Here is a 15,711-nt window from a genome sequence, read left to right on the forward strand (position 1 = left end):
AAAAGCTACAAAAAAAGTGCCAGAAGCACTTTCATGCTCCTGACACTCAGGTGGGTGAGGTTACTTGCATCTGCTTAACAGTTCATCGCAAAGATACGCATATTCTGGCAACTGGTCGATATAGGTTTTCCAACGCCGTTTGATTTCGGCCAGTTCCAGCGGGTCGGCTTCTTCTATCGCGTGGTCGTTGCCTGTCATATACAGAACATCCATCGCAACATCATCCAGGCACTCGTGACAGAGATCGGCGGCAGACTCTATCCTCCTTCCGGTATCAACATAAAGCGGGTTTAGGCCAATCGCCAGCCAGACAAAGCCCACTTTATCAGACCATAGCAGTTCAAAATTAGTGCTTTGTTGAAGATGCTCGGCAAACACCTTTCGTACCCGTTCAATCTCAGTTTTCTCTTTTTCTGTGTACAGCATTTTCATGTCCTCCTTGGCTAAAAGTTTTGGTGTGTACCATCATCAGTTTAACACAAGGCGGCTGGCTTTATCAGCCGGTCACATCTGCTGTATCTCGTTTTTGAGCATACGCTTGATTTTGTCGCTCATGGTTTCAGTGCTGGTCTGGCTAAAATGGACGCGCACTTTGTAGGTGGTCTTTCCGATTTTCTTTACCAGCGCGGGGGCGTCCTCCGGCGCTCTGGCCGGGGTGGTGTCTGCGGTCTGCATGGTACGGATTTCTTCGCTCATGGCGCTCCTTTCTCCGGGCGGGGCTGCACCGTCCGGCACAAAATTACTCATGCTTACGGTTTACAATGTCTTTTGCCGCCTGCTTGGTGGCTCCGGCATTTTCCTCCCGGAAGTTCTTCCCGGCAAAGAGGATCGGGGCGCACCGTTCCAGGATACGGTCATAGATACGGGCGTGGGCCAGGTCAGGCGGGTTCTTGAGTTCGGCCAGCTTCAGGTTGGTGGTGATAATCATGGGCCTGCGGCTGCGGTAGCGGCTGTCAATGACGAAAAACATCTGCTCCATCGCATACTCGGTACTGCGTTCCACACCCAGATCGTCAATGATAAGCAGGTCGTACTCGTCAAAGCTGGCGATAAAGTCGGCCCTGTCCTCGGAAAACATTCCGGTCAGGCGGTTCAGGATGGTGGGAAAGTTCGTCATCAGCACCGGCACATCCCGGTCAAGCAGGGCGTTGGCGATACAACCGGCGAAAAAGGACTTGCCAGTTCCCACATCTCCGAACAGCAGCAGGCCGGTGTTGTTTTTGTATGCCTCCTTCCAGTTCTCCACATAGGCGCGGGCCTTGTCCATCAGCGGATTTTGGCCGTTGTCGTTGGCAAAGGTGTAGTCGTACAGATAACGGTCTTGCAGGCCCTGGGCCTTCCGGCGCTTGATACGCTCCATGCGGTGCTGCCGTTCCTCGGCGGCCTTGCGCTGTTCCTCGGCCTCCCGCTGGCACTGGCAGATACAGCGGGGCATGAAGTAGCCCGGTTTTCCAAAGCATGGCACAACGGTCTGCCTCTGGCCGCCGCACCTCTTACAGTGAATGAGGCCGTCTGCCGGGTCTATGTACTCGTCCCCGGCCAGCTCCACACCGGCGGCTGCCTTGTCGATCAGCGCCCGGATTTCTGCGGTAATCTCCATCATACGGTTTCATCCTCCTTTACGCTGTAATCCCGGTTTCGGGTGGGCGGGGCTGCTTTCTTCGCGTCCTCACCGGCCCAGCGCCGGATGGTGGCGGCATGGCTCTGATACCGCTTGCCGGTAGAGGCCATGTACTCGGACAGCTTTTCGATGTACTGGCCCCATACCGTGGGAAAGCTGGCCTGCAAGTCTGCCAGTTCCTCGTCTGTCAGGAAAACATTCTGGTAACGGCCATAGGCGCGGGCGCTCTCACTCTCTCTATTCTCTATACTCTTATCTCTAATATCTAATCTCTTATCTCTAATCTCTGGTGGACAAATGTCCCCCCGGCTATATGGTGGACAAATGTCCGCCCCTCCGGATGGGAGCAGTTTTTGGCGCTTCAATCGCATACGCTCTTTCTTTTTCCGTTCCCCCTCGGTAGAGGACTGGCCGATCAGCAGTTGGATGTCGGCCATGTAGTAGGCCCCGTCGGTCAAAATTTCCACAAGGCCAAATTCAAGGAACACCTTCAAGGCCCTCTCCACCGTCCCCACCTGATGGCGGGTAAAGGTGGCGATGGTCTGGGGCGTGTGGGGCAGATGGTCGTTGAGCATGAGGATACCGCCGCTTTTGAGTGACATGAGGTACATTTTCAGCAGCAGATTGGAGTACAGCAGACCATCCTGCATACTCTCCAAAATAACCATCGTTTCGCTGTTGTAGAAGTTTTCTTTCAGCTTGAGATAGTAATATTTTCGATTGTCTGACATGGGTTCCTCCTTGGGGTTCGTTTTGGGCTTCTGTACGCATTTAGAGGGCCGTTTTGGGGGCCAGAGGATAAATCTATCAGGCCCCCAGCGACACCCTCGAAAAAGTCCTTGATTTACAAGGGGTTTTCGGCCCCTAAAGCGTGACATTTAGCCCTCTGTTTGCGCTTACGCTGGGCGGCCTTGATACGCTTCATGCGTCCGGCACATTCCGGGCAGTATTTGGCCCGGTTGGAGCCTGGGGTGAACAGCGCCCCGCAGACGGCGCACCGTTTGGCGTCCAGGCGGTGGAACAGGGCCGTTTCCAGTTCCCTGTCCAGCGGCAGCACCGCCGCTCGGAACCACCGGCACAACAGGGAGTAGGAAATGGACTGGAAGCAGACACATTCCTCCCCATCATCCAGCGCGATACAGTTGCCGCCGTCATAGTTGCAGCACTCATGTACCAGCCGCCGCGCTCTGCGGTACTGGCGGTAGTCCATGACGGGGACGGGTTCAGGCTTACTTTTCTTCATGCTGGCACTTCCCACACCCGCCGCAGTTGCCGCAGCCCTGGCAGGCATGGGCCTCCGGCTCCGGGCCGGTGGGCGCTGCTGCCGGTTCCGGCTGCAAGAGGGCAAGGGGCAGGCGGATATTCAGATAGACAGTAACGGGTAAAATAATCTGCTTCATAGGGCAATCTCCTTCCGTGAGTGAATGTTGACAGTTCTGTGCAAAGGGGTGTCGTGAAACGCGACGCACCTAAAAGGGGTCGCCAAAACGCCGTACCCTTTACCGTTCCGGTCCCCGGTCATGGGACTTGTCCCGTTCCTGCCGGGCCAGTTGGTCGGCGGCCTTGCGGAGCCGTTCCACGGCTTTCAGTTCCTCCCGCATGGCCTTCATGTCTATGGTGTCCACCTGCTTCTGGGCGGTCAGCAGGTCAATCTCGCGCTGCCATGTTTTGGGGGTAAGTTTTTCACCGCTGTCCTTCAGTTCCTTCAGATACCGGGCCGCCGCGTCATAGAGGATCAGTTCCCGGCTGTGGCGCTGCTCGAACAGTTCCCGCTTCTCCGGCTTCACCTTGGCAAGCTGCTTATGGACAGCCTTGTACTCGTTGTACTGCGCCCACATCTCCCCGCGCTCGGTGAGGACAGCGATCCGGCGCTCGGCCTGGACAATCTTCCCCCGCAGGTCATAGTAGCTACTGTTCATGTCGGAGATTTTATCATGGAGCTGCTGCATGGTCTTAATTTCATTTGCCTGCATAAAGCTGAACAGGGCGGCGCTCTCCTGCAAAGCCCGGATTTTGCCGGTGCGGGTATCAGGCCGCATGAGCTGCTGCTGGGCCTCCCACAAGTCAATCATGCTGGGCTGTTGGCCCTCCGGCTTTTCGGCCTCGGCCTTCGACCAGTTGTAAAGGCGGGTAATGCGGGCCTTGATTTCCTTGAGCAGCTTGTTGTCGGCGGCGATCTGCCGGTTGACTTCCCCCTTGCCGGTGCGGATGCCGCGCTTCTCCATCTGGCTGGCCGCTGGCCCCAGGTGGACAGAGGGGATTTTATCAATGCCCCGGCGTTTGTAGCTGCGGTGATCTACCAACGCAGGCTGACCGGCGGCCTCCAATGCCCGGTTGGTATAGGCCGCCCATGCCGCCCGCCAAATATCCACATTCCCTTTGTCGTTCCAGTCGGTGGTATCCTCCCGGTGGTTCTTCCAGCCGCCTTTCCCGTCCGGGATACGCTGGCCGTTCTCGTCCAGGTCGTATGCCTTGCGGCACTTCGCGCCCCATGCGCCATTTTCTTTCAGGGGCCGGACGGTCAGCATGATATGAACATGGGGGTTGCCGGTTCCCTTGTCATGGATGGCGAAGTCGGCGCACATCCCCTTGTCCACAAAGTTGTCCTTCACATAGGCCCGGACAAGGGCAAGCTGCTGTTCCCTGGACAGTTCGCGGGGCAGGGCCGCCTCAATCTCGCGGGCAAGCTGGCTGTCCCTGGCTTTCTCGATCTGCTCCACACTGTTCCAGAGAATGGAGCGGTCTGAAAACTCTGGCGGGGCGTGGGCGGGCAGCATGATTTCCGCATGGACAACGCCGCCCTTCCGGGTGTAATCATGGGTCAGGCCGTCCCATTCATTCGTCAGCTTGGTTCCGCTGCGGTAGGCGGCTGCGGCAACAGCGGAACGGCCCTCGCTGCGCTTGATGATACTGACGGGGATATGGCAAAAATCTATGAGTGGCACCTCCTTTCGGTGAGGGGTATTCAGGCGACCTGGAGCCGGACAGACGCGAAGCGGGTGTCTGGCTGCGCGGGGCGCACAAGGGGTTTGGGGAGTGTAGCTCCCCATCGCGCTCGGAGAGCGCAACAGCCCAAACATGGGGCCCCCACGGAAACCCAGCGGAGCGGTTTTTGTGGGGAAAGGAGGAGCAAGGGAGCGTGTGCAGTTTTCGCCGCAAGGCGGAAACGGAACAAAGCGGACTTTGCGACGACGCGCGCACGACACCGGCAACGGTGTATAAGTGCGCCCTTGTAAACAAGGGACTTACAGCTTGTCCCCGGATTTCGGCAGTTTTGCGGCCAGTTCCGCCGCCCCCGGAAGATGGGACAGGGCAATCAGGAACGCCTTGACCTCCACGCCGGAAAGGTCTGGGGCCAGAGGGAAAATGCCCTCCAAAATGGCCCCGCGCTCAATCAGGCGGCGGGTGCGGGCCTTGCGTTCCTCGTTGCGCTGCTTGTTCTCCAAAATCTTCTGGCGGTTCTCAAGCTGCCGGATCTCCTTCAGGACTTCTGCGCGCTCGTCCTTTTTCGGTTTCTCTTGGGCGGTGTGGTCTTTGTGCATATCGCTTTCTCCTTTGGCGGCTCCATCCAGCCGCGCTTGATATAATATTTCTGTAACTTGATGATGGCGTTGCGTACCGTGACAATGGCCGCCGATGTGGTAAAGCCCTCGGCTTCTGCAATCTCCTTAAACTGCTTGCCTTCCCAAAACCGAGCGTGCAGGCAGCTTGCCTGCCGGGGCGTCAGGGTGGCAAGGGCCTCCCGGAGCCGTTCCATCATCAGGGCATGGGCGGCCTCCTGTTCCCGTTCCGTTTCCTTCTCCATCAGAATATCCTCCGGGGAAACGGCCTGCTCCGGGAAATGGTTTTCCATGCCGGGGGATGCGTCCAGAGAGTAACAGTGATAGTGCTGCTTGGCGTCATTGGCTTCCTCTGCGCGGCTTTTCTCTACAATGGCGTCTGCCACCTCGTCCGGCACTTCCACAAAGGTGTCTTTCTTACAAATCGGGTAGTAGTATTTTTTCAGATTGATGGTTTTCATAGGCCGCTTGTCCATTTCCGGTGTATGAAGTACCGGCGCAGCCGCCGAAGCGCCGCATGGATGGACTTCCCCGCCTGGGATGGGGTAATACCTTCCATCGCGGCAATGTCCTTCACTTTCATCCCCAGCATATACCGGGCATGGACGCGCCGGGCCTGCGTTGGGGTCAGAGAAGAAATGGCCTCATAGAGCCGCCGGAGCAGTTCGGCATATTCGGCCTGCGCCTCCTTTTCCATCAGGCAATCCTCCGGTGATGGCTGTGCCCAGCCAATGGCGGCGTTCTCAATCCCATCATCGCAGTCAAGGGAGTAAAACGCCTTGTAGCGGTACATCTTGCGCTCCCTGGCGGCCTCGGCCCGCTTGTCCAGCAGGAACGCTTCAACGATTTCATCCGACACCTCCACAAAGGTGTCCTCGGTGCAGAACGGGTAATATTGCTTGAGGTTGATCGTCTGCATAGGCCCGCCCTCACTCTGCCGGGAAAAGGCAGTTATAGCAGCGGCGCATATTCCGCAGGCCCCGCCGGATGGCAACGCTGACCTTGCTGCTGTCTACGCCCTCCATCCGGGCAATTTTCGGCTGGTTGATACCGGCGATGTAGTAGGCCCGGACGCGGCGGGCCTGTGTAGGGGTGGCATGGGTCAGGGCCTCCGGCAAGGCGGCAACCAGCCGCAGGCGGGCGGCCCGTTCCTCGCGCTCCAAAGGGATTTCCTCCGGCGATCTGCTGTGTTCCAGCGCATAGTTCTCTGTCCAGCTATATGCGTCCAGAGAGTACCAGGCGCGGTGGTAGACCTTCCGGCGCTCATAGTTGTTCATCTCGCGCTGGGCCTGCCGCATGACTTCCCAAACCTCATCGCTGACCTCCACAAACTCGTCATGCCGGTAGTGGGGATAAATCCACCGCAGATTGATTGTTTTCATAGGCTTACCTCCTGAAAATGGGAGAGGCGGGCAGCTTGTCCGCTGTCCGCCTCCCGCTGGGATAAGGGAAACAATCCCTTTCACTTGGTAGCCCGAAAACAGGTCATTCGTGGGGCCTGTTTTCAAAAAAATCTTTGAAAATTTTTCTGACCGCGATAATGGAGTCCCGAACAGAATACTTTGAGCAGCCGCAAATCGTTCCGATCTCTGCATAGCTCAAACCGTCCAGGGCATAGAGAAGGAACCGGCGGCGCTGGGCCTCGGTGCAGGTGTCCAGGACGGCCATCAGCTCGCCCAGCGTTTCCATACGGCACAGGTAATCCTCCGGCGTTTCGCCGTAGATACCCACGCCCTCGGTGGCAACTATGTATTCGTCAAACTCCCGGCCATCCCAATGCCGCCGCTGCTCATGGGACAGGTTCTCGGCTTTGTGGTCGGCCCGGTCAAGAAATTCATAGACTTCCAGCGTGACCTCCACGGCCACAGCTTGTCCGTTATAATTGATGGTGACTTCCATCGGCCTTTCCTCCGTTCAGATTTTTGCGGGAAAATCTGAACGGGGCGGCGGGGAACGACACCGGGGACAAGGTTCGGGCCATGTTGGCCCGATGTTCCGGCCCCATAGGTATGAAAAAACGCTCGGACAGCATGAAGCTATTCGAGCGCAAAAAACACGATATTCAGTTACATTGTGACAATTTTCGCACTGGCTGCCAGACGGGGCCGGTTCGGTGGCTGGGCTTTTTTTGACGGTAGTGCAAACATCGTCTGAATTTGTCGGCGGTCAGTGTGCTTCATGGCGGCTCCCTCCTAAAGCCGCCGTGTCAGCGTATGGGCGTCACTCCTTTGTCGAGGGCATAAGAAACGGCGGCCTTGATTTTCTCAAAGCCGCCGTAGGTGTATTTAGGGCATGGCGATTACCTGCTGGACGACGGCTTTTTTTCTTTGCCGTCGTCCGGCAGGTTATTAAATTATTATGTTTCTTTGTTTTGTCCCCCAAAAGTTCAAACAGCGGTTAGTGAATAAACTGCCCGATTATCTACTATTATCGCGTTAATACTTCTACTGCAACATCACCTTTGGTTTCGGGAACAATAGTGATCGAAAAGCAAGCTGTTTCCGTTGTATTTGCAGGAATGTTTATTTTATCATTACATGGAGCAGAGGAATTGACGATATACATTTTTTCTTCCGCGTTCTCATAGGTAAGACTGATTTCTATTGTCCCACTTTCACAAGTTGTGTCTACTTTGAATTGATAATCTGTATCGGCTTCAAGCGTAATCACCTTTTCATACTCGCTATATTCTTCCTCATATTCTTCGGGGATAAAGTGATATTCAAAACTTCGTAAAGAAGTAAACTCGTCGGCTTCACTGTCATTACAGGCCGTAAGAGCAAAGATAAGGCAAATAGCAAGTAAATAAACTCCGATTTTTTTATATTCCTTCATCACTTAAAATCCTCCCGTCTTGAATGGTAATTAGTCTTTTGGCGTATGACGCAACATTTTTATCGTGTGTGATAAGAATGACAGTCTTTCCCATGTTGTTTAATTCCGAAAATACTCGCATAATTTCATTTCCTGTCTTGCTGTCTAATGCGCCTGTTGGCTCGTCCGCAAGTATTGTTTCGGCTCCGCATACAATCGCCCTTGCGATTGCTACTCGTTGCTTCTGACCGCCGGATATATTCGACGGTTTCTTTTTGGCTAAATTAGATATGCCTACAAGTTCCAATGCAGATAAGACCCTTTTCTTTCGTTCAGCTTTTGATAGCGGCTGCTTTATCAATGGGATTTCTACATTTTCCAATACGGTATAATCCCCGATAAGGGCAAAGTTTTGAAAGACAAATGATATTTTTTTGCCGCGAATGGAAGATAAGCGTTTTTCCTTTGCACCCCCTAAATCTTCGTTATCAAGCAAATATGTACCACTGGTAGGAACGTCCATGCAGCCTATAATGTTTAATAATGTTGTCTTGCCGGAGCCTGAAGCCCCCATTATCGCTACAAACTCACCAGTGCCTATTTTTAAGCTGATATTTTTCAAAGCCGGAGTAATAATTTCATCACTCCTGTATTCTTTTGTTATGTCTTTTAATTCAATCGTTGTCATTTGTATCTCCTCCTATCAACTCGCAAGGCTGATACTTCAATAATTTTGTTATAGGAATTAACGCTGCAATTCCCGTCAAAATAAAAGTAAGTACAATACAGATTGGAAGCGTGTATCTGATATGCGCTGTTAGCAAAACAGTTTTGAATAGATCTGTACTTCGAGCAAACTCTATCCATTTCATTCCCCAAGCAAAAATACCCGAACAGAAAATGATGATGAATATTTCAATAGCTATTTCAGCCGCTATATCGGAGAGAGTAAAGCCGTTTGCAATCCAAATGCCATATTGTTTTTTCTTCAATAAAGCATTGGTAGTAAATACTGCAACAACGGAACTAATTGCCATAATAGAAATAAAAATCGCAAGTATCATTTGCCGTATAGTAAATGTTGCTGTTTCTGACTGATATACTTTATATTCGTCCGATAAAAGCATAGCCGACGCTTCAAATCCATGTTGTAACGGATATGTAGAAATCTGCTCTTTAAGAAAATTTATATCCGCACTATCGGAAAGGAGTATATAGGTGTTATGCAAAGAAGAAAGCTGCGTCATAATATCATTACGGCTTTGCTCCGTAAAAGGAGCAATAAACCAGCCTTTTAATGAAATCAAGGGAAAGCGGATTAAATCATCTTCTTCAACCCATTTTGCACCTGTGGGAATATACCCAACAATTTCGTACTGATCTCCTGCGCGCTCATCGGTAAGTATCTGCCCCTCTGATAAAATGTCCTTGAATATTTCGCTTACATAGAGAGGAAGCAAACCGCTTGTAGTAGTTGCATATTCTGTAATACCGCCTTTGACAAATGACAACATTTCTTCGTCGATACTCAATAGCTGTGATATTCCCGGATAATTTTCGTATTTTTGACCTTTTAATAACTCACCATTGATTGCTCTATATTCGTCCATGTTTTCGAGTTCGGAAAAATACATACCTGTTGCGTCAAACTGGCCTACTGCTTGTACGCCCGGAAGTTCTTTGATATAGTCAAGATATTGCCGGATCACATTTGCAAACTCCGGGCTTTCTTCTGTATATTGGTAATCCAAGTGCAATACCTGTTCCATGTCAACGCCTATATTGCTTTCAAATATTTTTTGCTGATAAGCTGCGCTGGTCGCATTTGTGATAGCAGATAGAACCGTCTGCATAGCAATAACACATACAAGTAATATCAATATTGAAAAAAACTTCTTTTTTCTAATTTCCTTGATAGATAATCTTAAAAGTTTCATTTATGAAATCGCCTCCGCTGGGTGTATTTTCAAAATGCGAATAACAGGAATGATAACGGAAATCACCAATGTAAAAAGCAAGAGCAGAAGCGTACCACATAGGAAAAAAGGTGTTATATGAATGGATATGATACCCTCTGTCATGCGTGAAAACACCTCGATTAAAAGAAACCCTATGCAAAGGCTGACAAGCAATATTTCTGCCATTTCTGATACCACCGCGCAAATGAGGTTATAATTTGACCAGCCGAACGCTTTACGGATTGCCATGTCTCGACGCTTCGTAATAATCCAATAGTTTGTAACCACAAGGCAATTCACAATCGAAAACAGATAAATTGAGAGTGCAAGGGAAATCCCTGTGTTTTGCATGGTATTAAATATGGGGATTTCTTGATCGGCTTCTGCTAAAGACGTTAGAATATCATTGGTTGCGCTAATGCCGACCAATACGGACATTATGGAAATGGAAAAGCCTATTGCTAATAAGATTGTGGTAGGGCGGCACTTCCGCTTTAATTTCTGAAACATAGTAAACCTCTCTTTCCTCTTTTCTCTATGACTACGCAACTTGCAATTCGTTACAAAAAAAATGGCGCACTTTTTTGTGCGCCACTTTCCAATCTCTGATATGAACTACTATTTGCTCCAAAGCAAAACGGAATTGTCAATTATTTTCTGCAAATCACCTATATCCATGCTTTCTATTCCTGTATAATCCCCTGTATAGTAAAACACACGGTCAATGCGTTCTGCACCCTTATTAGCAGCACATAACACATATTCGGAAAATACATCATCGTTTGTAAGAATATCGTCCCACTTTGTTCCCGACAGATAGAAGAACAAATAGGTGTCTTTCTGCCCGTTATTCTCGATTTCCACTTGCTTTATTTTAAGATAATTTGCTTGATTGCCTTGTAATCTGCCGATCAAGCTGTCGTCTACCATTGATACAGAGATATTATCCTTATAGGAAATTACCTGCTCGGATTTTTTCAAAAGGCCGACAATCGAAAAAGATACGACCGCAAATATGGCAAATGCGAGTACAACAACAAATATTTGCTTTTTGCGTATTTTTCTTTTTATCGAGCGAAAAGACGCTGCTTTTTTCATTTCCAACTCGGCATTTTGTGGAGCCGCAAAGATTTCATCTGCTTCACAAAGAGAATTGTAGTAGTCCTTACAAGAAGAACATTCCGACAAATGAGCTTCAATAATTTTGTTGCTTTCTTCGCTGCAAACCCCGTCATGGTATAGGGGCAATAAGTCCTGTATCAAACTACAAGGATATTTCATTTTATGCCCTCCTTAATCTTTAATTTTGCTCTATGATAAGTTACCCTCGCCCAGCTTTCAGATTTTCCAAAAAGGCTTCCGATCTCTGCAAAGGAGAGTTCACCAAAAGTACGCATCCAAAATACCTCTTTATAGGGATCGTCTAACCGATGAAGCAATCTGTGAAGTTCAAAAGCAGTTTCTTTATTGAGTAATTGCTGCTCTATGTTTTCAGTAACCGGGATAGTATCTAAAGGATAGTCAGTTTGTCTTTGTTGCCGTTTGACCTCTGTATAAAATGTATTTTTTGCAATCTGGCAAAGCCAAACACTTAATCTACATTCCCCGCGAAAAGTGCCAATATTTTTTAGAGCCTTAAAGAAAGCCTCTTGAGTGAGTTCCTCTGCCCATGCCTCGTCTTTGCAAAGGGAAAGTGTATATTGAAATACTGTATCGAAGTATTCCGAATATATCTTTTCAAAGTCTTTCACTCCACCACCTCGCTTTCTTTATCTTTTTGATAGCCTTATTTTTTGAATAAGATGAAGCCTGTTAAAACTGCAAATAGAATGTCTGATACTCTGATTTTATCAAACAGTACGATTGAAGCCACAAGCATTACTATAATAATTCCAATAGAGATTATCCTTGAAACCCAGCTTTTCCCTTTCGAGTACCAAACGCAAAATCCCATAAGCGGAGAAAATAAAGCGAATATCGTCCACCCATAAACAAAGGTGAGTGAATAAACGCTTGCCGTCATTTCTGCTGTTATGTAATAGGTTAATAACATTCCCATGCAAAAACCAAATACATTAACCGCGGCTCTTATAGCGGAATTGCTATATACGGAAATCAATGTGCAAAGAAAAATCCAAACAGATACTTGCGAAAAAATATTTCCGAGATTAGTAGTATAAATATCGAGCAGCTTAATCAATACTCCCGTCATTAGTCCTAAACAGGTAATAATGGCAGTATGGAGAATTGCTTTGGATAGAGGAATAGGCTGCTCGGATTTTCTGATATGACTAAATAGGCTCATTTGCACTCTCCTTTCTTTTAAGACTAACGATATTGAAAAACGTTACAATCATTTATAAGATATTCTTTCTTCTTCCGTCAATCGGCTTCTCCGCGTCTTTGGGTATCAGCCAAACACCGGCTATCTTCACAGCGCCAGGGATACGGCCCTCAACGCAGTAATAGTTGACTTGACGAGACGAAATGCCCCATTTTTCGCTTGCTTCTTTAAGTGTCATGTAGTCCATATTTGTACCTCTGACAACATTTTTTATTATATTTCATTTGCTTAAAGGACACAAGGCAGAAGATATGTCGAAAGCGTAAAAACAGACAGAGGCCGCAAATAGCAGCCTCCGCTTGTAAAAGAGCTATTGATAAATCAGCTCTGTCAGCACAATTTCCTCCGCCTGTGCTTTCAGCGTGTTCATCAGCCCCACCCAGCGCATAGGGTCACGGGCTTTCAATTCCTCGGTGACGCCCGCCGCCTCCATCATGCGGGGCAACATGACGTCCATCCGTTCACGCGCCGCCCGGTCAATCTCCAACAGGTGCGGGTACAGCTTTTCACTCAAAATCAAGCTGCTGTAAAGGCCGGGCCGGTGTTCCTTCAGGTAGCGTTGCCGCATACGGCCATACTTGCCGATGGGGGCCTCCGGCTGCTCGGACAGCTTCAGGTCGGGGATGTAGTAATCTCCGCAGCGGGTGTAAGTCAATTTGTTCATGTTCGTCCTCCTTTGCACTATGATGGTTAAACTGCGGCGCTGGCCGATAAGACGGCCTTGCGCGGCTCCTGCCTGGGTAACTGGCTGACAGGGATAAAAATGCCTTTTGCCATGTCCTCGGCCCGGATCGCAGCCTTTGCCGCCTCCATTTTCGCCTTGCGCTTGGCGTTGTAGCGTTCTTCCCATTCCTTCTGCTTGCCATTAGCCTTGCGGCGCAAGTAGTTCTGGTGAAGCCTGTCCTTGCGTTCCTCCTTCTTCCGCAGTTCTTCCTGTTCCTCCGGGGTCAGGGGAACCGGCTGCAAGGCAGGCGGGATATACCGGCCCACAAAATTGAAGTAGATTTCAACCTCCTGTGTGGTGTCCTGGCTGCCTTTCCGGGCGCGCTCATGGACAAGGATTTTCTCTACAAACTCGTTAAGCATGGTGTTTGTCAGCGTGTCAAAATTCTCATACTTGTCAATCAGGGCAATAAACTTCTCCGCAGATTTCCGGCTCTGCTCATAGCCGGTAACAGCCTTTTCCAGTTCCGTGATTTCCGCATTGAGAGCGTCCTGCTCTTTGGCATACTGTGCGTCCAGAGCCTCATACCGGGCATCCGGCAGCTTACCCAGGGCGTTGTCCTCATAGATTTTGCAAATCAGCCGTTCCAGTTCCCCGGCCCGCTTTTGGGCGGCGGCCAGCCGTTTCCGCTTCTTGGAGATGTCGGCGGTCTGCTGGGCGGCCTGCGTTTCCTGGACGGTGCGGATAAACTCGGCCCGGTCATTCCTGGAATACTCCGCGATGGCCCGGAGCATATCGGCAATCAGGGTCAGAACAGCTTCGGCCTTGATACGGTGCTGTGTAGGGCAAAGGGAGCCGATAGGGTACTTCCCATACTGGCCGCAAGTGTACTGCGGGACGCGCTTACCGTTGTAGGTACGGTGAACATACATCTTGCCGCCGCAATCGGCGCAGTACATCAGACCGGTCAGGGGATGGGCCTCCCCAAAGCCGTCCGGGTAGCGTCTGGCGTTTCCCCGGATACGCTGCACATTGTCAAAGGTTTCCTGGTCGATGATGGCCTCATGGGTATTCTCGAAAATCGTCCATTCGCTTTCGTCAACATAGTGGCTTTTCTTGTCCTTAAAGTGCTTGCGGGTCTTAAAATTGACCGTATGACCTAAATACTCACGCTTTTTTAGGATTTCAACAACGGTAGAGGCACTCCAACGGTAAATATCCGCAAAGGTCTTATTTTTGTTCACTCCCTCGCCATAGCGGGCAAGGTGAACGGCGGGCATTTCGATTTTTTCTTCTGACAGCTTGGTTGCAATCTGATAGGGGCCGTAGCCCTCCATCGCCAGCGCGAAAATATGTCGCACTACTTCGGCGGCTTCTTCGTCAACAAGCCAGTGTTCCCGTTTTTCGTCCCACAGGTAGCCATAAATGACGGTGCCGGTCAGGTGTTTGCCACTCATGCCTTTGGACTTAAACACGGAGCGGATTTTCCGGCTGGTGTCGCGGGCGTAAAACTCGTTCATAATGTTGCGGAACGGGGTAAAATCATCATCGCCTTTCAGACTGTCCACACCATCATTGATGGCGATCAGCCGGACGCCGCGCTGCCGCAAAATCTCCATAACCTGGCCGACTTTTAGATAGTCACGCCCCAGGCGGCTCATGTCTTTGATAACAATGGCCTCCACCCGTCCGGCCTCGACTTCCTCCATCATCGCCAGAAATCCGGGGCGGTCAAAACGGGTTCCCGATACGCCATCATCGGTGAAATGGGTGGGGTTCGGCAGCCCATTCCGGCGTGCGAAGTCCTCTAACATCTTTTTTTGGTTCGATATGGAGTTGCTTTCGCCCTGTAACTCATCGTCGCGGCTCAAACGCTCATACAGAGGGGTGATTTTCTCGTTTCTCATGGCTGTACCTCCTGAAATGAAAATGCTCTAAGTGACTGCTTCACTAACCATGACAAAAACCATGATTAAGAAGTCACTTAGAGCATACATCTCCCGCAGCCAGCTTGTACTTTTTATACTGGCGGACGGCAAAGTGGTTTGGCTTTTCCGCTTCCAATGCGTCAAACATCAGGTCTACGGGGTTCTTGAACTCCTCGTCATCCTCTCGGACCTCCATGGCGTTGATGAACTCGATAAGGGTGGAGAAATTCTGTTCCTCCACCGGGGCCTCGTAGTGGATATACCCGATGAGGGCGCAGTACAAAAGCGTCTCGGCCTTAACCCAGAAATCGTCCCCGGCCTTGCCCTCGCCCTTGGTGTTGGCGATCAGCGTCGTGACCAGTTTCAAGATGTCCTTTTCGGAGTGGATGTAGGCAAAGGGATTATAGTGCATGGACTTCTTGAAGTTGATGGTATTGAGGACTTTGATCCGATAAGGCTCATAGATGACCTTGCCGCGCTTATCCTTCATGGGCTTGCCGTCCTTGCCCAGCTTGGGTGTGCCGCGCTGAAGCATTTTGCCGCACTCCACCAGGATGGTGCCTTTCGGGTTTTGTCAATAAGGAACAAGAAAAAAGTATCTTGCTTTTAAGCGGTTTCATCGCCGCTGTCGTTCTTGATAAGGCGCACAACCTTGTCCGTAAAGGTTTCCCGGCTGGTTTCGCTGAAATGGATATGAATGTCAAAGGTCGTGCCGCCGATGTTCTTCACAAGGTCGGGTTTGGCGGTCAGAGGGGAAGCGGCTGCGGGGGTGCTGGTCTTGCTGGTTTCATTGTTCATAGGCTCTCCTTTCAAAGATAAAGC

23 protein-coding genes and 1 pseudogene are annotated in these 15,711 nt (G+C 50.4%); all 24 read right to left on the bottom strand.

The annotated features are described in order from the left end of the window. Nucleotides 1-60: 60 nt before the first annotated feature. The 24 genes and pseudogenes from H9X84_RS04745 to H9X84_RS04860 all read right to left on the bottom strand — a co-directional run bounded on the left by H9X84_RS04745 (nucleotide 61) and on the right by H9X84_RS04860 (nucleotide 15,687). Nucleotides 61-426 (bottom strand): hypothetical protein, encoded by a 366-nt coding sequence (locus H9X84_RS04745; RefSeq protein ID WP_204882646.1) that lies wholly within the window; start codon nucleotides 424-426, stop codon nucleotides 61-63. A 78-nt stretch (nucleotides 427-504) separates the two neighbouring features. Further along, nucleotides 505-696, bottom strand: coding sequence for a transposon-encoded TnpW family protein (locus H9X84_RS04750; protein WP_204882647.1), 192 nt, complete (start codon nucleotides 694-696; stop codon nucleotides 505-507). A gap of 43 nt (nucleotides 697-739) precedes the next feature. After that, nucleotides 740-1,603: an ATP-binding protein gene (locus H9X84_RS04755; protein ID WP_205133087.1), complete on the bottom strand. Its 864-nt coding sequence runs from the start codon at nucleotides 1,601-1,603 to the stop codon at nucleotides 740-742. Next, a complete protein-coding gene (locus H9X84_RS04760) occupies nucleotides 1,600-2,352 on the bottom strand; it encodes a phage replisome organizer N-terminal domain-containing protein (RefSeq protein ID WP_110441039.1) in 753 nt (250 codons plus the stop codon). The genes H9X84_RS04755 and H9X84_RS04760 overlap by 4 nt, the downstream gene beginning before the upstream one ends. 113 nt (nucleotides 2,353-2,465) lie before the next feature. Continuing rightward, on the bottom strand, nucleotides 2,466-2,864 hold the full coding sequence (locus tag H9X84_RS04765) for a cysteine-rich VLP domain-containing protein (protein ID WP_205133086.1): 399 nt from the start codon (nucleotides 2,862-2,864) through the stop codon (nucleotides 2,466-2,468). Further along, nucleotides 2,851-3,021: a hypothetical protein gene (locus H9X84_RS04770; RefSeq protein WP_204882649.1), complete on the bottom strand. Its 171-nt coding sequence runs from the start codon at nucleotides 3,019-3,021 to the stop codon at nucleotides 2,851-2,853. Before H9X84_RS04770 ends, H9X84_RS04765 begins: the two co-directional genes overlap by 14 nt. Nucleotides 3,022-3,120: 99 nt before the next feature. Continuing rightward, nucleotides 3,121-4,671 carry a MobQ family relaxase gene (gene mobQ, locus H9X84_RS04775; RefSeq protein WP_243423545.1) on the bottom strand — a complete coding sequence of 517 codons (1,551 nt, stop codon included), beginning with the start codon at nucleotides 4,669-4,671 and terminating at the stop codon, nucleotides 3,121-3,123. Between the two features lie 195 nt (nucleotides 4,672-4,866). Beyond that, complete coding sequence (locus H9X84_RS04780) at nucleotides 4,867-5,163, bottom strand: DUF3847 domain-containing protein (RefSeq protein ID WP_204882651.1); 297 nt, start codon at nucleotides 5,161-5,163, stop codon at nucleotides 4,867-4,869. Then, nucleotides 5,103-5,642 (bottom strand): RNA polymerase sigma factor, encoded by a 540-nt coding sequence (locus H9X84_RS04785; RefSeq protein WP_204882652.1) that lies wholly within the window; start codon nucleotides 5,640-5,642, stop codon nucleotides 5,103-5,105. Before H9X84_RS04785 ends, H9X84_RS04780 begins: the two co-directional genes overlap by 61 nt. Next, entirely contained in the window at nucleotides 5,639-6,100 is a 462-nt protein-coding gene (locus H9X84_RS04790; protein ID WP_204882653.1) for an RNA polymerase sigma factor, read from the bottom strand. The genes H9X84_RS04785 and H9X84_RS04790 overlap by 4 nt, the downstream gene beginning before the upstream one ends. 10 nt (nucleotides 6,101-6,110) lie before the next feature. After that, nucleotides 6,111-6,563, bottom strand: coding sequence for a sigma-70 family RNA polymerase sigma factor (locus H9X84_RS04795; RefSeq protein ID WP_204882654.1), 453 nt, complete (start codon nucleotides 6,561-6,563; stop codon nucleotides 6,111-6,113). Between the two features lie 103 nt (nucleotides 6,564-6,666). Continuing rightward, nucleotides 6,667-7,080 (bottom strand): RNA polymerase sigma factor, encoded by a 414-nt coding sequence (locus H9X84_RS04800; protein WP_204882655.1) that lies wholly within the window; start codon nucleotides 7,078-7,080, stop codon nucleotides 6,667-6,669. A 528-nt stretch (nucleotides 7,081-7,608) separates the two neighbouring features. Next, the gene (locus H9X84_RS04805) at nucleotides 7,609-8,019 is read right to left on the bottom strand and encodes a hypothetical protein (RefSeq protein WP_205133084.1); all 411 of its coding nucleotides are present in this window, start codon (nucleotides 8,017-8,019) and stop codon (nucleotides 7,609-7,611) included. Beyond that, nucleotides 8,003-8,683, bottom strand: coding sequence for an ABC transporter ATP-binding protein (locus H9X84_RS04810; protein ID WP_204882657.1), 681 nt, complete (start codon nucleotides 8,681-8,683; stop codon nucleotides 8,003-8,005). The genes H9X84_RS04805 and H9X84_RS04810 overlap by 17 nt, the downstream gene beginning before the upstream one ends. Further along, a complete protein-coding gene (locus tag H9X84_RS04815) occupies nucleotides 8,670-9,932 on the bottom strand; it encodes a hypothetical protein (RefSeq protein WP_205133083.1) in 1,263 nt (420 codons plus the stop codon). The genes H9X84_RS04810 and H9X84_RS04815 overlap by 14 nt, the downstream gene beginning before the upstream one ends. Next, complete coding sequence (locus tag H9X84_RS04820) at nucleotides 9,933-10,463, bottom strand: FtsX-like permease family protein (protein WP_204882659.1); 531 nt, start codon at nucleotides 10,461-10,463, stop codon at nucleotides 9,933-9,935. Between the two features lie 108 nt (nucleotides 10,464-10,571). Further along, complete coding sequence (locus tag H9X84_RS04825; RefSeq protein WP_204882660.1) at nucleotides 10,572-11,234, bottom strand: zf-HC2 domain-containing protein; 663 nt, start codon at nucleotides 11,232-11,234, stop codon at nucleotides 10,572-10,574. Then, nucleotides 11,231-11,704: an RNA polymerase sigma factor gene (locus tag H9X84_RS04830; RefSeq protein ID WP_204882661.1), complete on the bottom strand. Its 474-nt coding sequence runs from the start codon at nucleotides 11,702-11,704 to the stop codon at nucleotides 11,231-11,233. Before H9X84_RS04830 ends, H9X84_RS04825 begins: the two co-directional genes overlap by 4 nt. 35 nt (nucleotides 11,705-11,739) lie before the next feature. Further along, complete coding sequence (locus tag H9X84_RS04835) at nucleotides 11,740-12,258, bottom strand: DUF6518 family protein (protein ID WP_204882662.1); 519 nt, start codon at nucleotides 12,256-12,258, stop codon at nucleotides 11,740-11,742. 52 nt (nucleotides 12,259-12,310) lie between these two features. Next, entirely contained in the window at nucleotides 12,311-12,484 is a 174-nt protein-coding gene (locus H9X84_RS04840; protein ID WP_204882663.1) for a helix-turn-helix domain-containing protein, read from the bottom strand. A 123-nt stretch (nucleotides 12,485-12,607) separates the two neighbouring features. After that, on the bottom strand, nucleotides 12,608-12,961 hold the full coding sequence (locus H9X84_RS04845) for a TnpV protein (protein ID WP_205133082.1): 354 nt from the start codon (nucleotides 12,959-12,961) through the stop codon (nucleotides 12,608-12,610). Between the two features lie 26 nt (nucleotides 12,962-12,987). Further along, the gene (locus H9X84_RS04850; RefSeq protein ID WP_205133081.1) at nucleotides 12,988-14,868 is read right to left on the bottom strand and encodes a recombinase family protein; all 1,881 of its coding nucleotides are present in this window, start codon (nucleotides 14,866-14,868) and stop codon (nucleotides 12,988-12,990) included. Between the two features lie 91 nt (nucleotides 14,869-14,959). Next, nucleotides 14,960-15,460: pseudogene (locus tag H9X84_RS04855) on the bottom strand (type IV secretory system conjugative DNA transfer family protein); the annotation flags it as partial. A 35-nt stretch (nucleotides 15,461-15,495) separates the two neighbouring features. Further along, complete coding sequence (locus tag H9X84_RS04860; RefSeq protein ID WP_087235179.1) at nucleotides 15,496-15,687, bottom strand: transposon-encoded TnpW family protein; 192 nt, start codon at nucleotides 15,685-15,687, stop codon at nucleotides 15,496-15,498. Nucleotides 15,688-15,711 lie beyond the last annotated feature (24 nt).

Source organism: Anaerotignum lactatifermentans (assembly GCF_016902535.1).
GTDB classification, from domain to species: domain Bacteria; phylum Bacillota; class Clostridia; order Lachnospirales; family Anaerotignaceae; genus Anaerotignum; species Anaerotignum lactatifermentans_A.